Below are 17,054 nucleotides of genomic sequence, written 5' to 3'. Positions count from 1 at the left end.
AGTCATGACCGTTACGGCGCCCCCGCTCGACGTGTATTCACAGCCCACGCTGTCCAACCTCATGCCGTCCGTCCTCGCTTCGCTGGGTGTCGCCGGCGAGCCGAACCGGCTGCACCTGCCCGACAGCAGGCACACCGTCGTGATCCTGATCGACGGCCTCGGCTGGAGCCTGCTGCGTCGTCATCGCGAGCGCGCCCCGTTTCTCGACAGCCTGACGGGACGGCCGATCCGGGCGGGATTCCCCACGACGACGGCCACCAGCATCGCGTCGTTCGGCACGGGACTGCCGTCCGGCGGTCACGGCATCACCGGCTACCAGTCATACGTTCGTGAGGTTCGCGGCACGATCAACTGGTTGTCGTGGCGCGCGGGCCACAAGGGCGACGAACTCACCCGGCTGGTCCCCGAGGTCCTGCAGCCCGCACCGACGGTGTTCGAGCGCGCCGCGGCAGCCGGTATCGCGTGCACCACCGTGGTTCCGGCGAAGTTCGACGGGTCCGGGCTCACCCGCGCCGTCCTCCGCGGCGGCACCTTCGCGGGAATACACGCGTACGGCGACCTGATCGCGCACGTCGTCACCGCGGCGCGATCCGGCGAGCGGACGCTCACCTACTGCTATCTCAGCGAAATCGACACCCTCGGGCACATCTACGGTCCGGGATCCGCACCGTGGCTGCACCAACTCGACCTCGTCGACCGGCTCGTCGAGAGACTCGCCGCGGAACTCGCGGTCGCGCAACCGGGCGCCGCGCTCCACGTCACCGCCGACCACGGCATGGTCACCGTCGACGACGCCGACAAGATCGACTTCGACGACACACCCGCGCTGTCCGACGGCGTGGTTGCGCTCGCGGGCGAACCGCGGTGCAGGCACGTCCACGCGCGTGCCGGGGCCGCGCACGACGTCGCCGCCCGGTGGAGGAGCGAACTGGGACACCGCATGTGGATCGGCACCAGAGACGAGGCCGTCACCGCGGGACTGTTCGGCCCCGCCGTGCGATCCGAGGTGCAGGGCCGCATCGGCGACGTCGTCGCCATCGCGCAGGGCGGTGTCGCGGTGGTCCGGCGCAAGGCGGAGTCGCGGCTGTCGGCCCTCCCCGGGCAGCACGGCGCGCTCACCGACGACGAGTTGCTGATTCCGCTGCTGCACACCGCCGCGACGTAAACCCGGGTCGTTCACCGGTTCGCCGGGTCACTCCTGATAGAAATGACGAACAGCGTTGATTTCAGGAGAGATTCATGCCCCGCTCTGCGGTACCGAACACCGGCTCCATCATCACGACCATCAGAACCAAGTGGCCCTGGATCCTCGCCGGCCTGCTCGTCGTCGTGCTCGTCACGATGCTCTCACCGGACCCCGACGACACCCTCGCCTCCGGAACCGGACCGGCCGCACCGGCGGAAGACACTGACGCACAACAGATCCAGACGGCCTTCACCCAGCTGTCCACCCTCGAGGTGAAGGGGAGGGCACCGAAGACGGGGTACGACCGGGAGCTGTTCGGCCCCAGCTGGACCGACAATGTGTCGGTCGCGCTCGGACGCAACGGCTGCGACACCCGCAACGACATCCTGCGCCGCGACCTCGTCGACATCACGTCGCGGGACCGCACCCGCGACTGCGTGGTGCAGTCGGGTACGTTGCGAGATCTCTACACGGGCAACATCATTGCGTTCACCCGCGGCACGAAGACGTCGGACGCCGTGCAGATCGATCACGTGGTGGCACTGTCGGACGCGTGGCAGAAGGGCGCTCAGCTCCTCGACGCGCAGACGCGGGCCGACCTCGCGAACGATCCCCGCAATCTGCAAGCGGTGGACGGGCCCACCAATCAGCGCAAGAGCGATGCCGACGCGTCGACGTGGCTGCCCCCGCTGGCGGCTTACCGCTGCACCTACGTGGCACGGCAGGTGGAAGTGAAAGTGGCGTACCGACTCTGGGTGACGGCACCCGAACGCGATGCGATGGCCGCGGTACTCACCGGCTGCGGCGCACGATAATCACGCTCCGGGTGGGGTGAGCCGGTTCTCGGAACCGGTGTCGATCGCGGGGGCCGTCACACCGGAATCCCAGTCGACGGAGTTGTTGGACCCGGTCACTTCGAGGGAGTCGAGGGACACCGCGCGCACGAAGTTGTCGTTGCCGCTCACCGTCATCGCACCGGAGTCGTCGACGTTCAGGGAGTTCCCGCTTCCGGTGACCGAGATCCGCTCCGCCTGCTTGCCGACCACGGTCACGGCGTTGCCCTGCAGTTCGATCGATTCGACGACGTCGATGGTGGAACTGTTGCTGCGCCCAGAGATGGTGAGCGTTCCGGTCTGCCCGCCGACGACGTTGGTGTCCTGACCGCGCACGACGACCGCGTTCGAGGTGGCGACGGTCGCCGAGACGCCGTTGGCCTCGATGGTGACGGTGCCGCACTCGCCCTCGAGGACGACCCCGGCACCGTCCCGGTTGACGATCACGTCGCGGCCCGCGCAGTCACCGCCCGAGTTCAGTTCCACCGCAGAGCCGGAGACCGTCGAGGTGCCGCCGCCGCCGGTGTTCCCGCCGCCGCAGCCCGCGAGGGTCACGGCGGCGGACATCAGCACCGCGACGGCGACCGACTGCCGGGTGGCACCCATCGCTCCCTGCTTTCCTGCCCCCGACGGGACCGGGTCAGTTCTTCGCGAGCACCGGCATCGTCACGACCTGGGCCGCGTAGGACAGCCCCGCACCGAAGGCGAGCAGCAGGGCGGTGTCGCCGGGCTTGGTGGCGCCGGACTGCAGCAGCTCCTCCATGGCGAGCGGCACCGATGCCGCCGACGTGTTGCCGCTCTCGGCGATGTCGTCGGACACGGGCACGCCCTCGGGAAGCTTCATGCTGCGCGCGATCACCTCGGTGATCCGCGAGTTGGCCTGGTGCGGGACGAACGCGTCGAGGTCGTCGACCGACATGCCGGCCTTCTCGACCGCCCGCAGCGCGACCTTGCCCATCTCGAAGGCGGCCCAGCGGAACACGGCGGTGCCTGCCATCTTGATGTACGGACGCGTGGCACCCGGCGTCGTGATGTATTCGTACCAGTCCAGGTCCTGCACGATGGCGTCGGCCTGGGAGCCGTCCGAACCCCACTCCACCGGCCCGATGCCTGCGACGTCGCTCTTGCCGACGACCACAGCCCCGGCGCCGTCACCGAAGATGAAGCGCGTCGAGCGGTCGGTCGGGTCGGTGGTGATGCTCATCTTCTCGACACCCACCACGAGGGCGTAGTCGACGGATCCGCCGCGAACCAGATCGGACGCCACCGTCAGCGCGGTGCAGAAGCCCGCACATCCACCGCCGAGGTCGAACGCTCCGGGCCCGTTGGTGCCCAGGGCGTCGGCCACCAGCGCGGCAGCGGGCGGCGTCAGCAGGAGGTACGTCGACGTGGCGACGATGACGACCCCGATCTGCTCGGGGTCGATCCCGCTCGCCTCGATCGCCTTGCGCCCCGCCTCGATGGACATCGTGACGACGTTCTCGTCCTCCGCCGCGAACCGCCGGTTGCGGATGCCCGAGCGCGACTGGATCCACTCGTCGTTCGAGTCGATCAGTTCACAGATCTCGTCGTTGGTGACGACCCGTTCGGGCCGGTACACGCCGAGCCCGAGAAGGGCGGACTGCCGACCTCCAGCCACGGTGGCAATCTGCTTTCCCATCGATCGATCTCCTCATCAGGTCCCGCGTGGTTACGCGCAGTGTGGACTTGTCGCCAGCACACGTTACGTCGGCGGCCGCCCCGCGGGTAGCACCGGTTCCTGTTACTCACGAGTAATATCGGATCCGTGGAGGCGTCGGCGAAACGAACAGGGCGGTCAAATCGACACTTTCACAAGAACAGACTTGTTAGACTTCTCGCGATTTCCAGCAGTTGATCACCGGTAGGGGGAGTGGTCTCGTCAGGCCACGCAGTGCCGCCTGCTGCTAGAGATGGAGTGTCCTTCGTGAAGCGAACCAGAGCTCTTGCAGCAGCCTCGCTCATCGGCGCGGCAGTGACGTTGATCGCATTCGCGGGCCCGGCTGCCGCGAACCCCAACGCCATCAATCCGATCCCCGGACTCAACGGCACCAACGGGATTCCGCACCTCACCGGTCGCACCCAGGCGGTCGCGCAGCAGACCGGCATGCTCAGTCCCAACCGCACCCAGGACGCCAACGTCCTCGGCACCGACCTCGGCATCATGTGGGACAACGGCCAGGGCCAGGTCCTCACGGCGTTCGGCGACTCCGCCGGGCTCGGACTGCCCAACCTGCTGTCGGGCAGCCTGTGGGCCTGGCGCAGCAGCACCCTCTTCCGCAGCTCGGACGGCATCCTGTCCGACGGGATGAATTTCGACAGTTCGCCCCGCGACATCTTCGGCCAGTCCAAGGAGCTCGTCCCCAGCCCCAAGATCCCGTTCGTCGAGATCAGCCGCATCCCCACCGCAGGCGTCGCCGTCGGCAACACCCAGGTGCTGAGCATGATGTCGGTGAAGAACTGGGGACCGGCGGGCACATGGGACACCAACTACTCCGGCCTCGTCTACTCGCAGGACAACGGCGAGAACTGGACCGTCGCCCCCGAGACGCAGCGCCCGAACGTCGGGGGCAACGCCAACTTCCAGATGAGCGCGTTCGTCAAGGCCGACGGCTTCGTCTACCAATACGGCACGCCCGCCGGGCGCGGCGGACTCGTCCACATCGCGCGCGTCCCGGAACCCCAGATCATGGACCTCGGCGCGTACGAGTACTTCGACGGCGCCAAGTGGATCAAGGGCAATCCCGACGTCGCCAAGCCGATCATGCCGGGCGGCGTCGGCGAATTGTCCGTCGCGTACAACGAATACCTCGGGCAATACATCATGCTGACCACCGATCAGTTCAACTCGGTGGTCATGCGCCGCTCCCCGTCGGTGACCGGACCATGGGGCCCACCCGAGGTGCTCGTCGACACCCGGGAACTGCCCACCGCGTACGGCGCCTACATCCACCCGTGGTCGTCGGGGCGCGACCTCTACTTCCTCACGACGGTGCACAACAACTACAACGTTCTCCTGATGCGCACCACGCTCACTCCGTAGCGGTCGTACGAGCGTCAGCGGTCGTACTAGCGTCGGGGCATGGATGCAGCTGCCTGGGACGAACGGTATTCACAGAGCGAACTGGTGTGGGGCGCGCCACCCAACGCCGTCGTGGTCGAGCAGGTCACCGCGCTCCCCCGCGGTCGCGCACTCGACCTCGCGTGCGGGGAGGGCCGCAACGCGCACTGGCTCGCCACCCGCGGTTGGGAGGTGACGGGGCTCGACTACTCGGCCGTCGCCCTCGACAAGGCCCGCCGAGTAGCCGCCGAAGCGCCCCGCTCGGTCCGGGAACGGCTCGACTACCGCGTCGCCGACGTCACCGAGTCGGACCTCGGCGGCGAGTACGACCTGGTGCTCATGATCTACCTCCATCTCGCCCCGGAGGAGCGTCTGCAGGTTGTGAACCGCGCCATATCTGCGCTGAAACCTGATGGAATCCTCATGATTTTGGGGCATGACGCCGTTAACTTGTCGCAGGGAGTCGGGGGTCCCCAGGACATCGAAATCCTCTACACACCAGACGATTTGGTGACCATGCTCGACGGTCGCCTGAACGTGGACGTCGCCGAACGGCGATTCCGCGAGACGGACTCCGGAACGGCGATCGACGCCCTCCTCGTCGCACACCGCCCGAGTCTTGGCAGTCCGGTAAATGGCGCGTAATATCGCTGATGTTACCGACGAGTAATAACTTGGGCGGTACTAACGGATAGACCGCACCATCTCACTGGGAGAGACAGAAGACATGGGCCATTACAAGAGCAACGTCCGCGACCTGGAGTTCAACCTCTTCGAGGTACTCGGTCTCGAGCAGCCGCTGAGTGACGGCGTGTGGGGCGATCTCGACGCCGACACCGTCCGCAACATGCTCAGTGAAGTTGCCCGCCTCGCCGAGGGACCGCTGGGCGAGTCCTTCGCCGACGCCGACCGCAACCCTCCGGTCTTCGACCCCGAGAACCACACCGTCACCCTGCCGGAATCCTTCAAGAAGTCGTTCCGCGCACTGTGGGACGCCGAGTGGTACCGCATGGGACTCTCCGAGGAGATCGGCGGCGTACCCGTCCCCCGGTCCGTCGTGTGGGCCATCGGTGAGCTGATCCTCGGCGCCCAGCCGGCCGCGCACATGTACCAGGCCGGACCCGCATTCGCGGACGTGCTGTTCCACAACGGCACCGAAGAGCAGAAGAAGTGGGCCGCCACCTGCGTCGAGCGCGGCTGGGGTGCCACCATGGTCCTCACCGAACCCGACGCCGGTTCCGACGTCGGCGCAGGCCGCACCAAGGCCATCAAGCAGGACGACGGCTCCTGGCACATCGAGGGCGTCAAGCGGTTCATCACGTCCGCCGACTCCGACGACCTGTTCGAGAACATCTTCCACCTGGTCCTCGCCCGCCCCGAGGGCGCAGGCCCCGGCACCAAGGGACTGTCGCTGTTCTTCGTCCCGAAGACGCACTTCAACTTCGAGACCAACGAATTGGGCGAGCGCAACGGCGTCTTCGTCACCAACGTCGAGCACAAGATGGGCCTGAAGGTCTCCGCCACGTGTGAGGTCACCTTCGGCGGCCACGGCATTCCCGCCCAGGGCTGGCTCGTCGGCGAGGTCCACAACGGCATCGCGCAGATGTTCGACGTCATCGAGCACGCCCGCATGATGGTCGGCACCAAGGCCATCGCCACCCTCTCCACCGGCTACCTCAACGCCCTCGACTACGCGAAGGAACGCGTCCAGGGCGCCGACCTCACGCAGATGACGGACAAGGCCGCCCCGCGCGTCACCATCACGCACCACCCCGACGTCCGTCGCGCCCTCGCCATGCAGAAGGCATACGCCGAAGGCCTGCGCGCCGTGTACCTGTACACCGCGGCGCATCAGGACGAGGCCACCGCCAAGCTGGTGTCCGGCGCCGACAAGGACCTTGCGTTCCGCGTCAACGACCTGCTGCTCCCGATCGTCAAGGGCGTCGGCTCCGAGCGGGCCTACCAGTACCTGACCGACAGCCTGCAGACCTTCGGCGGATCCGGCTTCCTGCAGGACTACCCGATCGAGCAGTACATCCGCGACGCCAAGATCGACTCGCTGTACGAGGGCACCACCGCCATCCAGGCGCAGGACTTCTTCTTCCGCAAGATCGCCCGCGACCGCGGCGTGGCACTCGCCCACGTCGCAGGCGAGGTCAAGAAGTTCATCGACACCGAGGCCGGCAACGGTCGTCTCAAGGCCGAGCGCGCCCTGCTCGCCACCGCCCTCGAGGACGTCCAGACCATGGCCGCCACCCTCACCGGGTACCTCATGGGCGCACAGGAGCAGCCGTCCGAGCTGTACAAGGTCGGTCTCGGCTCCGTCCGGTTCCTGATGTCCGTCGGCGACCTGCTCATCGGCTGGCAGCTCCTGCGCCAGTCCGAGATCGCGATCAAGGCCCTCGACGAAGGCGCCTCCGGCAAGGACAAGGCGTTCTACGAAGGCAAGGTCGCCATCGCGTCCTTCTTCGCGAAGAACGTGCTGCCCGAGCTGACCGCCACCCGTGGCATCGTCGCCAACCTCGACAACGACATCATGGAGCTCGACGAAGCAGCGTTCTGATCGGCTTCACACCGCTTCTGATCTCCGCAGACGCACCCCATTTCGGCAGACGCACCCTTTTTCGGACACGATTCCGGGTGCGTCTGCAGAGGAGGGGTGCGTCTGTCGTCGGCTACAGAGTTCGCAGCGTCAGTAGCCGCGGCGGTGGCAGCACCGAATGCTGAACCGTTCCCATCGGCGGCAGCGATGTTCGTCCTCGTGTGAGCGCCCGCCGGATGCGAGCAGCGAGCCGGACGGGGTCACCCAGCTCGTCCCACGTCCATCGCACCATCTGGAAGCCGAGTTCCCGCATGGCATCCTCGCGCCGCTTCTCGGCGAACACCGCGTCACCCGGTTCCTGACCGGGTTTCAGCATCCGCTCGTACTTCACCCGTCCGTCGAATTCGCCCAAGAAGGACGAACTTTCGATGAAGAAGTCGACGCGGCCGAGGATTCTGTCGTCGCATCCGCGGACCACACCCTGCTGGGACGGCACCGGTAAGCCCGTGGTCGAGAACATGACTCGACTCCGCGATTCCCCGACGCTCTCGCTGTACCCGGTGAGGAATCGCACGACACGCCGGGCAGCACCCACACCCTTCCGGCCCTGAGCGGAGACGAGTTCGCTTTCCAGGTCCTCGGGCGAGATCCCGAACGTCCGGACGGCCGCGTCTCCAGTGACCACGGCCTGCTCGAACGGCAGCGTGCGGCCGAGGTCCACGACCATCCGCGACGGTCTCGTGACGAGGTAACGATCCACTTCCGCGACGTGTCCGTCCAGCGAGGAGCAATGCACCGTCACACGGTTCTTGATCCGCCCGCCACCCCGGCGGTCCCTGGTGACATGCACTCGATCGAGTGGCGTCCTCCATACCGGCAAGCCGTACACGACGGCTGCCGACTGGTGACTCAGTACCGCGTCCCCCGACATTCGCGGAACCGTCGCGTCGATCAACAGCCGATGTTGCGCTTCGGGGGTCGCATGCTCGAAAGCCGATTCTCCGAGGTAGGCGCCATGCCCGAGCCGTCGCCATCCTCCCCGCGTATAGAGGCGGCGTATCTCGTCGTCGGTGAAGCCGGCCGCCAACGCGTCCTGCCTTCGGAACAATTCCCCCGGGTCACGGTCCATGACGTCGATACTCGCGCGGAGGAAGTCCCCGCGGTACGCCCGAATGTCGATCTGTGGACAACTTCGCCACAAACGCACCCCTTCTCGGCATCCGCACGCGAATTGGTGCCCGAAAAGGGGTGCTGCTGCAGAGAACGGGTGCGGCTACCCGCCGCCGTTCGGCTTCGGGGTGGTGGTCGGGTTCTCCGCCGGAGCGGACGGGGCAGGCGAGGCGGCGGGGGTGCGCTCGTCGGGCTTGGGCGCGCCGGGTTCCTCGCACTTCACGATCGGGACGGGGTCGTAGCGGACGGTCCGGGTGTCCCGGGAGATCTCCTGGCCGCTGGCGTGATCGGAGATCACCCGCGTGTCGCTGGCGGTGAATCCCGGTGCGCCGCTGGAGGCGATGCAGTGGTCACCGGCGGGCAAGGTGACCGTGTCGGGCTGCGTCGGCTTGGTGCGGTTGCCGGTGATCGACTCGACGTCGACCGACTTGGTGCCCCAGAACCGGATGGTCAGGTCCGAGGCGCCGCCGATGGCCTGGATCATCACACCCGTCTTTCCGGTGTTCCGGAACTGCAGGTCGATGGCGCCCTCGAAGACGGTGGCCTCCCGCGCCTCGGGGTACCGCGAGATGTAGTACGAGTGCTCGGTGTGCGCGACGTCCTCCATGCCGGCGAAATACGCGGCGTTGTAGAGAGTCGTCGCCACCTGGCTCACCCCGCCGCCGACGGCGGTGTCCGGGCGTCCGTTGTTGATGATGCCCGACTCCACGTAGCCCTGCGCGGTACCGCGAGGACCCGTGTACCCGTTGAGCGAGAACGTGTCGCCCGGCTTGATCAGTGCCCCATTGATCTCGCTGGCAGCGAGCCGGATGTTCGTCCCCGACGCCGCCGAGAAACCGCCGGTCGTGAACTCGCCGATCACTTCCTTCACACCGAGCGCCTGCGCGGCCTCCGTCGTGAGGGCGGGCGGGATCGGTCCGTACACCGCGGCGGTGGTGTGAGAACCGTTGCCGTGCAACACCTCGGGCAGCGTCTCCAGCGTCTTGGGCCACTGCACCAGATCGCCGACGACCGCGGGGACGACGGTGGGCGATCCCCCGTCGAGCGTGATCTTCGCGTCCTTCGGAACGATCTCCGTCGACACGAGTTGCGGGGCGAGGATGCCCGTCGCGGCCTCGATGTTGTACGTCGGTTTCAGCCCGCCGTTGCCGTCCGGTTCGAAGCCGACGATGGCACCGATCTGCTGACGCGGCGCGGTCGCGACCTTGCCGTCACGACCGGTGACCACCAGATCGGCGGACGCCGCCGGCACCGCCACGTCGTCGAGCGCTCGCTGGACGCCCTCCTGCGTCACCGTCACGGGCACGACGTCGACGGGCAGATCCACGGTTTCGCCGAACGCCCACCTCTCGATCAACGCCGCCTCGGCACCCTCACCGTTCAGGTTCTGCCCGGTCGACGGATCCACCGGCACAGGCGTCGCGCCCTCGAACACGACGGTCCCCTCGCGGGACGCACGATCGGTCTCACTGCGAAGGCCGTCGACGGCGGACGCCAGCGCCGCCTCGTCGCGGGTCGACACCACCCCGATTTCGTCGGTGGTGAAGAACGACGCCAGCCTGGTGAACGGGTTGAGCGGCTGCGAATGGGCCCGGTCGAGGGTGGCCTCCCAGTCGACGCCGAGCCCGGCGGCGGACGGAACGAGTTCCGTCGACACGTCGCCGGCCTGCACCGTCAGCGGCTGACCGACGCGCGGGCCGACCTGCGCCTGCAGTGTGGACTCCGCCTCCGCGCGGGTCGAGCCACCCACGTCGACGCCCGCCACGGTCACCCCGCGCGGGACCTTCCCGGAGGACACCGCGAGGTCCGCGGCGTATGCGATGCCGATCACGGCGACCACACCGCCGGTGATCGCGGCGACCTTCACCCACGAGGCACGGGCCGGAGTCTTCTCGGCGGGCTCCTCTGCGGGCTGCGGTTCTGCGGGCTGCGGTTCCGATTGCGGCGGGACCGGCGACGCGGCCGCCGGGGCCACGACCGTCGGGTCCTCGGCCGGCGTCGTGTACGCCTGCGTCGGCCCGGGAACGGGACCCGGCGGAATCGCGGGAATCACCTGCGTGACGTCCTCGTTCGCCGGCGGCTCCACCCACAACGGGGCCTGCTCCTCGGAACGTTCCCCCAGGTCACCGAGGTGCAACTGCGTGGTCGGAGCCTCGTCGGCACTCGGCTGTGTGGTCGGGGCCTCGTCCGCTTCCGATGCAGGCTCGTCGGCCGTGTTCTCGGGTTCGACGCTGTCGGGCGTCGTGGAAGGGTCCGGCGTCGACCGTTCGGGTGCAGTGCTCCCGTTGTCGCCGTCTTCGTGGTTCACCGTGGCCCTCTCGCCGAGTTGTCCGTCGTGCGGGCCTCAGCTTGCCGTCGGTGCTCGTTGCATTTCAAGCGCGATCCGATCCGAGCGAGGCCCGGTCGAGACCCCCACGTCAGCCTACCGGCCGCCGGAAATGCAAGAGCCCCGCGCTGCTGCCAGGTCGGGGGTCAGGCAGCAACACGGGGCTGACAGGGATATCGCCAGCTAATCTCCAGCGTTACACCTGTCGGAAAAGTTTTCGGGGATCCGGCCACCCCTCGTTGCCGGATCCCCGTTCGCACCGCGCACACGCTGGCCTTTCCGGTCTCCCAGCTACCGGAAAGGCCAGTCGGTTCACGCCTCTATGATTGCCGTCACACCCTGGCCGCCTGCGGCGCAAATGGAGATCAGGCCGCGGCCCGAACCCTTCTCCGCGAGCATCTTGGCGAGCGAGGCGACGATGCGTCCGCCGGTCGCAGCGAACGGGTGGCCGGCCGCCAGCGAAGAGCCGTTGACGTTGAGCTTGCTGCGGTCGATGGAGCCGAGTGCGCCGTCGAGGCCGAGGCGTTCCTTGCAGTACTCGTCGGATTCGAATGCCTGCAGCGTCGCGAGCACGACGGACGCGAACGCCTCGTGGATCTCGTAGAAGTCGAAGTCCTGCAGGGTGAGGCCGTTGCGGGCGAGCAGGCGCGGGATGGCGTACGTGGGCGCCATGAGGAGCCCGTCCTTGCCGTGGATGTAGTCGACGGCCGCGGTCTCGGAATCGACGAGGTGCGCGAGGACCGGGAGCTTGCGCTCGGCGGCCCATTCGTCCGTGGAGAGCAGGACCGCGGACGCACCGTCGGTGAGCGGGGTGGAGTTGCCGGCCGTCATGGTGGCGTCGCCCGCCTTCACCCCGAAGACCGGCTTCAGCTTGGCCAGCTTCTCGGCGGAGGAATCGGGACGCAGGTTGTCGTCGCGGGTGAGGCCGAGGAACGGGGTGACCAGGTCGTCGAAGAATCCGCGGTCGTAGGCGGCGGCCATGTTCTGGTGGCTGGCGGCGGCCAGTGCGTCCTGGTCCTCGCGACGAACACCGAATTCCTTGGCCGTGACGGCGGCGTGCTCGCCCATGGACATGCCGGTGCGGGGCTCGCCGTTGCGGGGGATCTCGATGCCGAGCATGGACGGGCGGACGTTGCCGAGCAGCTTGATGCGGTCGCCGGTGCTCTTCGCGCGGTTCAGCGACAGAAGGAATTCGCGGAGTTCGTCGTTGACGCCGATCGGGGCGTCCGAAGTGGTGTCGACGCCGCCGCCGACACCGGCGTCGATCCGGCCGGCCGCGATGGCGTCACCGACCGCGACGATCGACTGCAGCCCGGTGCCGCAGGCCTGCTGCAGGTCGAAGGCCGGGGTGTAGGGGCTGAGGGCGCTGCCGAGGACGCATTCGCGCATCAGGTTGAAGTCGCGGCTGTGCTTGAGGACGGCGCCGCCTGCGACGAGGCCCAGCTTCTCGCCCTGGAGGTTGAAGCGGCTCACCAGTCCGTCGAGGGTGGCGGTGAACATGTCCTGGTTGGACGCCTGCGCGTACTTGCGGTCGGAGCGGGCGAACGGGATACGGTTTCCGCCGACGATCGCGACGGGACGCTGCTGCTTTCCGCCCGGCTTCGGGGCCGCAGCGGAGTTCGAGTTGGTGCGAGCTTTGCTGGTCACTGACGTCTCCAAGGATCTGGTGCGATTACCTGTTGGCTACTATTCTTACTCAGGAGTAAGTTACTTGTCGACACCGCACTCCACTCGGTGCTCGGTGACTGACCGCCAAACGACGACAGAAGGTAGGACCGTGGCAGCCAGCAAGGGAGCTCCCGACCTCTATTCCCAGTTCCTCTCATCCGCACCCGGCGCGTTCATCGCCGCGAAGGCGGGACTGCCGCGGCCCGAGAACCTGCGGCGATACAAGCACGGCGAACCGGCGCTCGCCGGCCCGGTCCTGATCGGCGGCAAGGGCCGCCTCGTCGAGCCGCTGCGCGAACTCCTGTCCGACTACCCCGCCGCGGGCGCGGGCGACGACCGGTACGGCGCCCTGGTGTTCGACGCCACAGGCATCGGCTCGGTCACCGAACTCGAGCAGCTGTTCGAGTTCTTCCAGCCGGTGATCCGCAACCTCGCACCGTCCGCGCGCGTCGTCGTCATCGGAACGACGCCCGAGGAGACGTCCGGCGTCGACGAGCACATCGCCCAGCGCGCGCTCGAGGGCTTCACCCGCAGCGTCGGCAAGGAGGTCAAGCGCGGCGCCACCGCTCAGCTCGTCTACGTCTCGCCGAAGGCCCCCACCGGACTGTCGGGTCTCGAATCCACACTGCGCTTCCTGCTGTCGGCCAAGTCCGCGTTCGTCAGCGGCCAGGTCATCCGCGTCGGGTCCGAGGATTCCGTCGCGCCCGCCGATTGGGACAAGCCGCTCGACGGGAAGGTCGCCATCGTCACCGGCGCGGCCCGCGGCATCGGCGCGACCATCGCCGAGGTCCTCTCCCGGGACGGCGCGCACGTCATCTGCGCAGACATCCCGGCCGCCGGCGAGGCACTGTCCGAGACCGCCAACAAGGTCGGCGGCACCTCCCTCGCCCTGGACGTGACCGCGGACGACGCCGCCGACAAGCTCGCCGAGTTCGTCCTCGAACGGCACGGCGGCGCCGACATCATCGTCCACAACGCCGGCATCACCCGCGACAAGACGCTCGCCAACATGGACGAGGGCCGCTGGAACATGGTGATCGGCGTCAACCTCCTTGCACCGCAGCGCATCACCGACGTCCTCGTCGCCAAGGGTGCACTGAAGGAAGGCGGCCGCGTGATCGACGTCTCGTCCATCGCCGGCATCGCGGGCAACCGGGGCCAGACCAACTACGGCACGTCCAAGGCCGGCGTCATCGGACTGGTGCAGGCTTCCGCGCCGGTGCTCGCGAAGAAGAAGATCACCATCAACGCCGTCGCCCCCGGTTTCATCGAGACGGCGATGACGGCGGCGATCCCCTTCGCCACGCGAGAGGCCGGACGTCGCATGAGTTCGCTGCTGCAGGGCGGCGAGACCGTCGACGTCGCCGAGACGGTCGCGTACTTCGCGAGCCCCGCGTCGAACGCCGTCACCGGTCAGATCGTCCGCGTCTGCGGCCAGAGCCTGCTGGGGGCCTGATGTCGGGCAAGGTCGTGCAACTCACGGAGAAGCCGGGCACGCTCGACATCTACGCCCGCGCCGTGCGCAGCGCGCTGCCGGTCATCGGTGCGAGCGGGCACAGCGCCCCGGACACGACGCTCGTCCTGAACGGCGTGCACGTGGATCCCGACAACCTGGCGGCGTACGACCGGGTGACGGGACTGCGGTTCGGCGACACGCTGCCGCTCACGTACCCGTTCACGCTGGTGTTCCCGGTGGTGATGAAGCTGATGGTGTCGGAGGGTTTCCCCTTCCCCGCCATCGGGTCCGTGCACGCGGAGAACGTCATCGAGCAGTTCCGCCCGATCTCGGTGGTCGAACCCCTGGACGTGTCGGTGCACGCGGAGAATCTGCGTGAGCACCGCAAGGGGCTGCTCATCGACGTGATCAGCGAGATCAGGGTCGGACGCGAACTGGCGTGGAAGCAGACGTCGACGTTCCTGCGTCAGCAGAAGACGTCGCTGTCCGGTCAGCCCGGTCCCGAGCCGAAGGCCGAGGAGGTGCCGCCGCGTCCGCTGCGGACACTGCGGGTCGATCAGAAGACTATCGGCAAGTACGCGGCAGTGTCCGGTGACCGGAATCCGATTCACGTGTCGACTTTGGGCGCCAAGGCTTTCGGGTTCCCGAAGACCATCGCGCACGGCATGTGGAGTGCGGCCGCCGTACTGGGGTCGGCGGAGGGCCGGATCCCGGACGCGGTCACCTACAGCGTGCGCTTCGGCAAGCCGATCCTGCTGCCGTCCACGCTGAACGTGTACGCCGACCGGACCGCCGACGGCTGGGATCTGTCGATCAAGCACCCGAAGAAGGGCTACCCGCACCTCACCGCGACGCTGCGCTGACGGCGGCGATCGGGACGCTCGTTCGATCCGACCGAACGAGCGTCCCGTTCACTCCGGCTTCTTCTTACCCGCGAGGCCGCGCCACGCCAGCGCCTCCAGCAGGTCGGCGGCGGCGTCGACCTCGATCTCGCCACCGGCGACCCGGTCGGCCACGGCTTCACCCGCCCCGACCAGGGCGATGGCGATCAGTTCGAAATCCTGACCCGGCTCCGGGTCCTTGGTGCTGGACTCGAGCAGGTGTGCTGTCAGTTCGATCAGCCGGTCGCGGCTCGACTGCACCGAACCGACGAACGCCTGCTGCCCCATCGCCTGGCGGTACAGCACCATCCACGACTTGCGGTGTTTGCCGACGAACCCGAGAAACCCCTCGAGCGCACGGCGCAGTTGCTCGCGCGGGCTCAGCCCGGGATCGCCCGCCGGTGCGAGCGCCTCGACGAAGCGCAGCCCCTCCCGCTGGATGCAGGCCGCGAACAGTTCGTCCTTGGAGCCGTAGTAGAGGTACAGCATCGGCTTCGAGATTTCCGCCTTGGCCGCGATCGCGTCCATCGACGTCTCGTGAAAACCTCTGTCGGAGAAGACGTCGACGGCAGCGTCGAGCATCTGCTGCTCGCGCACTGCGCGCGGCAGTCGCTTGGTGCCGCCGGCCATACGTCCTCCATCATCGTCGAACCCGCTATCTTACTCTACGGTAATAAAGCAGGCTCGACCGGCGGACGAGAAGAATACCAGCACCCCGTCGCCACACCACGCACTAGCAGGTCAGAGCGCCCTTCGCCCGCGCGACCGTCAGCACCGCCTCGTCGACCCGTTGCTGCGGCAGCTTGCCCGAGGCCACAACGCCTTCGAGGTGGTCGAGGACCCGCGGGACGTCGTCGGTGGTGAGCCACAGCGCGACGTCGACACCGGATTCGAGTGCCGTCTCGACGGCCTCGGTGATGTCGTAGCGGTCGGTGATGGCCTGCATGCCGCTGAGGTCGTCGGTGAAGATCGGGCCGGTGAACGGCGGTGCACCGTAGCCGGCGCCGCCGCGCAGCAACGCCACCGCATCGGGGCTGATGCTGGCGGGGATTCCGGGCGCCGTCAGGCCGGGCACCTCGAGGTGGCCGAGCATGACGCCGACCCCGGTGGACACCAGGTTCCGGAACGGGACGAGGTCCTTTGTCTGCAACTGCTCGAGCGGCGGGGTGGTGACGGCGCCGGTGTGGGAGTCGCCGGACGCGGACCCGTGACCGGGGAAATGCTTGATCACCGGCAGAATTCCCGCGTCCCGCATGCCGCGCGCGTAGGCGTCGGCGTAGCGGGTGACCACGGCGGGATCGTCGGAGTAGGAGCGATCGCCGATGACACTGTCGTCGGGCTGACTGCTGACGTCGACGTCGGGCGCGAAGTTGACGGTGACCCCGAGGTCCTTCAATCCGCGCCCCCGCTCGAGCGCCATCTGATACGTCTGCTCCTCCGTCATCGTGGCCGCGGTCTGCCGGGCGGAGGGGTCGGCCCCGAGCAGGTTCTCGACGCGCGACACCCGCCCGCCCTCCTCGTCGATCGTCACCATCAGCGGCAGCGACGACGCCGAGGCCACCTGAGGAACCTCGTGGTTCGCGAGCATGGTCTCGTCGGTCCAGCTGCCGATGAAGATGCCACCGACCTGCTCGTTCCGGACCACCTGGGCGGCATCCGCGGTGCCAGTCACACCCACGTTCAGCAGCTGAGCGAGCTTGCGCCGCAACGGCAACGACTGCAGAAATTGCGTCTCGCACGACACCGGCGCGGCGGCGGGCGTTGCGGTGCCGGTGTGCGACGCGGGCTCGACGGAGGACGGGGACGGCGTCGCCGAGGACGACTCCGCGACCGTCTCGCCACCACCCGACGAACATCCGGCGACGAGGCCGGTACAGGCTGCGAGCGCGAGGGCATACTTGATCCGCATGGGT

The 17,054-nt window shown here is 67.9% G+C and carries 14 protein-coding genes; 7 read left to right on the top strand and 7 right to left on the bottom strand.

Features of this window, described 5'->3' with window-relative positions; genetic code table 11:
- Positions 1-4 precede the first annotated feature (4 nt).
- Both I1A62_RS36215 and I1A62_RS36210 read left to right on the top strand, forming a co-directional pair.
- The gene (locus I1A62_RS36215) at positions 5-1,165 is read left to right on the top strand and encodes an alkaline phosphatase family protein (RefSeq protein ID WP_124392527.1); all 1,161 of its coding nucleotides are present in this window, start codon (positions 5-7) and stop codon (positions 1,163-1,165) included.
- 74 nt (positions 1,166-1,239) lie between these two features.
- Positions 1,240-2,001: an HNH endonuclease family protein gene (locus I1A62_RS36210; protein WP_219457020.1), complete on the top strand. Its 762-nt coding sequence runs from the start codon at positions 1,240-1,242 to the stop codon at positions 1,999-2,001.
- On the opposite strand, the gene I1A62_RS36205 is transcribed toward I1A62_RS36210, so the two are convergent.
- Together I1A62_RS36205 and I1A62_RS36200 are read right to left on the bottom strand one after the other, a co-directional pair.
- Positions 2,002-2,625 carry a DUF3060 domain-containing protein gene (locus tag I1A62_RS36205; protein WP_219457018.1) on the bottom strand — a complete coding sequence of 208 codons (624 nt, stop codon included), beginning with the start codon at positions 2,623-2,625 and terminating at the stop codon, positions 2,002-2,004.
- 34 nt (positions 2,626-2,659) lie between these two features.
- Entirely contained in the window at positions 2,660-3,679 is a 1,020-nt protein-coding gene (locus I1A62_RS36200; RefSeq protein WP_219457016.1) for a beta-ketoacyl-ACP synthase III, read from the bottom strand.
- Between the two features lie 285 nt (positions 3,680-3,964).
- On the opposite strand from I1A62_RS36200, the gene I1A62_RS36195 reads away from it, so the two are divergent.
- The 3 genes from I1A62_RS36195 (at position 3,965) to I1A62_RS36185 (ending at position 7,661) form a co-directional block, all read left to right on the top strand.
- On the top strand, positions 3,965-5,080 hold the full coding sequence (locus tag I1A62_RS36195; protein ID WP_124392531.1) for a DUF4185 domain-containing protein: 1,116 nt from the start codon (positions 3,965-3,967) through the stop codon (positions 5,078-5,080).
- 39 nt (positions 5,081-5,119) lie between these two features.
- The gene (locus tag I1A62_RS36190; protein ID WP_124392532.1) at positions 5,120-5,743 is read left to right on the top strand and encodes a bifunctional 2-polyprenyl-6-hydroxyphenol methylase/3-demethylubiquinol 3-O-methyltransferase UbiG; all 624 of its coding nucleotides are present in this window, start codon (positions 5,120-5,122) and stop codon (positions 5,741-5,743) included.
- Positions 5,744-5,825: 82 nt separating this feature from the next.
- Complete coding sequence (locus I1A62_RS36185) at positions 5,826-7,661, top strand: acyl-CoA dehydrogenase (RefSeq protein WP_219457015.1); 1,836 nt, start codon at positions 5,826-5,828, stop codon at positions 7,659-7,661.
- 112 nt (positions 7,662-7,773) lie between these two features.
- Here the strand turns inward: I1A62_RS36185 and I1A62_RS36180 are convergent, their stop codons facing one another.
- The 3 genes from I1A62_RS36180 to I1A62_RS36170 all read right to left on the bottom strand — a co-directional run bounded on the left by I1A62_RS36180 (position 7,774) and on the right by I1A62_RS36170 (position 12,783).
- Entirely contained in the window at positions 7,774-8,769 is a 996-nt protein-coding gene (locus I1A62_RS36180) for a hypothetical protein (protein ID WP_124392534.1), read from the bottom strand.
- 144 nt (positions 8,770-8,913) lie between these two features.
- A complete protein-coding gene (locus I1A62_RS36175) occupies positions 8,914-11,118 on the bottom strand; it encodes a VanW family protein (RefSeq protein WP_219457012.1) in 2,205 nt (734 codons plus the stop codon).
- A 330-nt stretch (positions 11,119-11,448) separates the two neighbouring features.
- On the bottom strand, positions 11,449-12,783 hold the full coding sequence (locus I1A62_RS36170) for an acetyl-CoA C-acetyltransferase (RefSeq protein ID WP_219457010.1): 1,335 nt from the start codon (positions 12,781-12,783) through the stop codon (positions 11,449-11,451).
- A 130-nt stretch (positions 12,784-12,913) separates the two neighbouring features.
- Between I1A62_RS36170 and I1A62_RS36165 the strand changes: the two genes are divergently transcribed.
- Both I1A62_RS36165 and I1A62_RS36160 read left to right on the top strand, forming a co-directional pair.
- Entirely contained in the window at positions 12,914-14,260 is a 1,347-nt protein-coding gene (locus I1A62_RS36165) for a 3-oxoacyl-ACP reductase (protein ID WP_219457008.1), read from the top strand.
- A complete protein-coding gene (locus I1A62_RS36160) occupies positions 14,260-15,123 on the top strand; it encodes a MaoC/PaaZ C-terminal domain-containing protein (protein WP_219457006.1) in 864 nt (287 codons plus the stop codon). Before I1A62_RS36165 ends, I1A62_RS36160 begins: the two co-directional genes overlap by 1 nt.
- A 48-nt stretch (positions 15,124-15,171) precedes the next feature.
- On the opposite strand, the gene I1A62_RS36155 is transcribed toward I1A62_RS36160, so the two are convergent.
- Complete coding sequence (locus I1A62_RS36155) at positions 15,172-15,771, bottom strand: TetR/AcrR family transcriptional regulator (protein ID WP_219457004.1); 600 nt, start codon at positions 15,769-15,771, stop codon at positions 15,172-15,174.
- Positions 15,772-15,874: 103 nt separating this feature from the next.
- Complete coding sequence (locus I1A62_RS36150; protein ID WP_219457002.1) at positions 15,875-17,050, bottom strand: glycoside hydrolase family 3 N-terminal domain-containing protein; 1,176 nt, start codon at positions 17,048-17,050, stop codon at positions 15,875-15,877.
- Positions 17,051-17,054: the final 4 nt, after the last annotated feature.

Source organism: Rhodococcus sp. USK10 (assembly GCF_019378875.1).
GTDB classification, from domain to species: Bacteria; Actinomycetota; Actinomycetes; order Mycobacteriales; family Mycobacteriaceae; genus Rhodococcus_F; species Rhodococcus_F pseudokoreensis.
The sequence above is the reverse complement of the archived record's forward strand: the minus strand, read 5'-3'. Positions and strand labels throughout refer to the sequence as shown.

What these genes read in the sequence shown, in the direction of transcription:
- I1A62_RS36215 (WP_124392527.1), top strand. Translation starts at nt 5, where the DNA reads ATGACCGTTACGGCGCCCCCGCTCGACGTGTATTCACAGCCCACGCTG.
- I1A62_RS36210 (WP_219457020.1), top strand. Translation starts at nt 1,240, where the DNA reads ATGCCCCGCTCTGCGGTACCGAACACCGGCTCCATCATCACGACCATC.
- I1A62_RS36205 (WP_219457018.1), bottom strand. Translation starts at nt 2,625, where the DNA reads ATGGGTGCCACCCGGCAGTCGGTCGCCGTCGCGGTGCTGATGTCCGCC.
- I1A62_RS36200 (WP_219457016.1), bottom strand. Translation starts at nt 3,679, where the DNA reads ATGGGAAAGCAGATTGCCACCGTGGCTGGAGGTCGGCAGTCCGCCCTT.
- I1A62_RS36190 (WP_124392532.1), top strand. Translation starts at nt 5,120, where the DNA reads ATGGATGCAGCTGCCTGGGACGAACGGTATTCACAGAGCGAACTGGTG.
- I1A62_RS36185 (WP_219457015.1), top strand. Translation starts at nt 5,826, where the DNA reads ATGGGCCATTACAAGAGCAACGTCCGCGACCTGGAGTTCAACCTCTTC.
- I1A62_RS36180 (WP_124392534.1), bottom strand. Translation starts at nt 8,769, where the DNA reads ATGGACCGTGACCCGGGGGAATTGTTCCGAAGGCAGGACGCGTTGGCG.
- I1A62_RS36160 (WP_219457006.1), top strand. Translation starts at nt 14,260, where the DNA reads ATGTCGGGCAAGGTCGTGCAACTCACGGAGAAGCCGGGCACGCTCGAC.
- I1A62_RS36155 (WP_219457004.1), bottom strand. Translation starts at nt 15,771, where the DNA reads ATGGCCGGCGGCACCAAGCGACTGCCGCGCGCAGTGCGCGAGCAGCAG.
- I1A62_RS36150 (WP_219457002.1), bottom strand. Translation starts at nt 17,050, where the DNA reads ATGCGGATCAAGTATGCCCTCGCGCTCGCAGCCTGTACCGGCCTCGTC.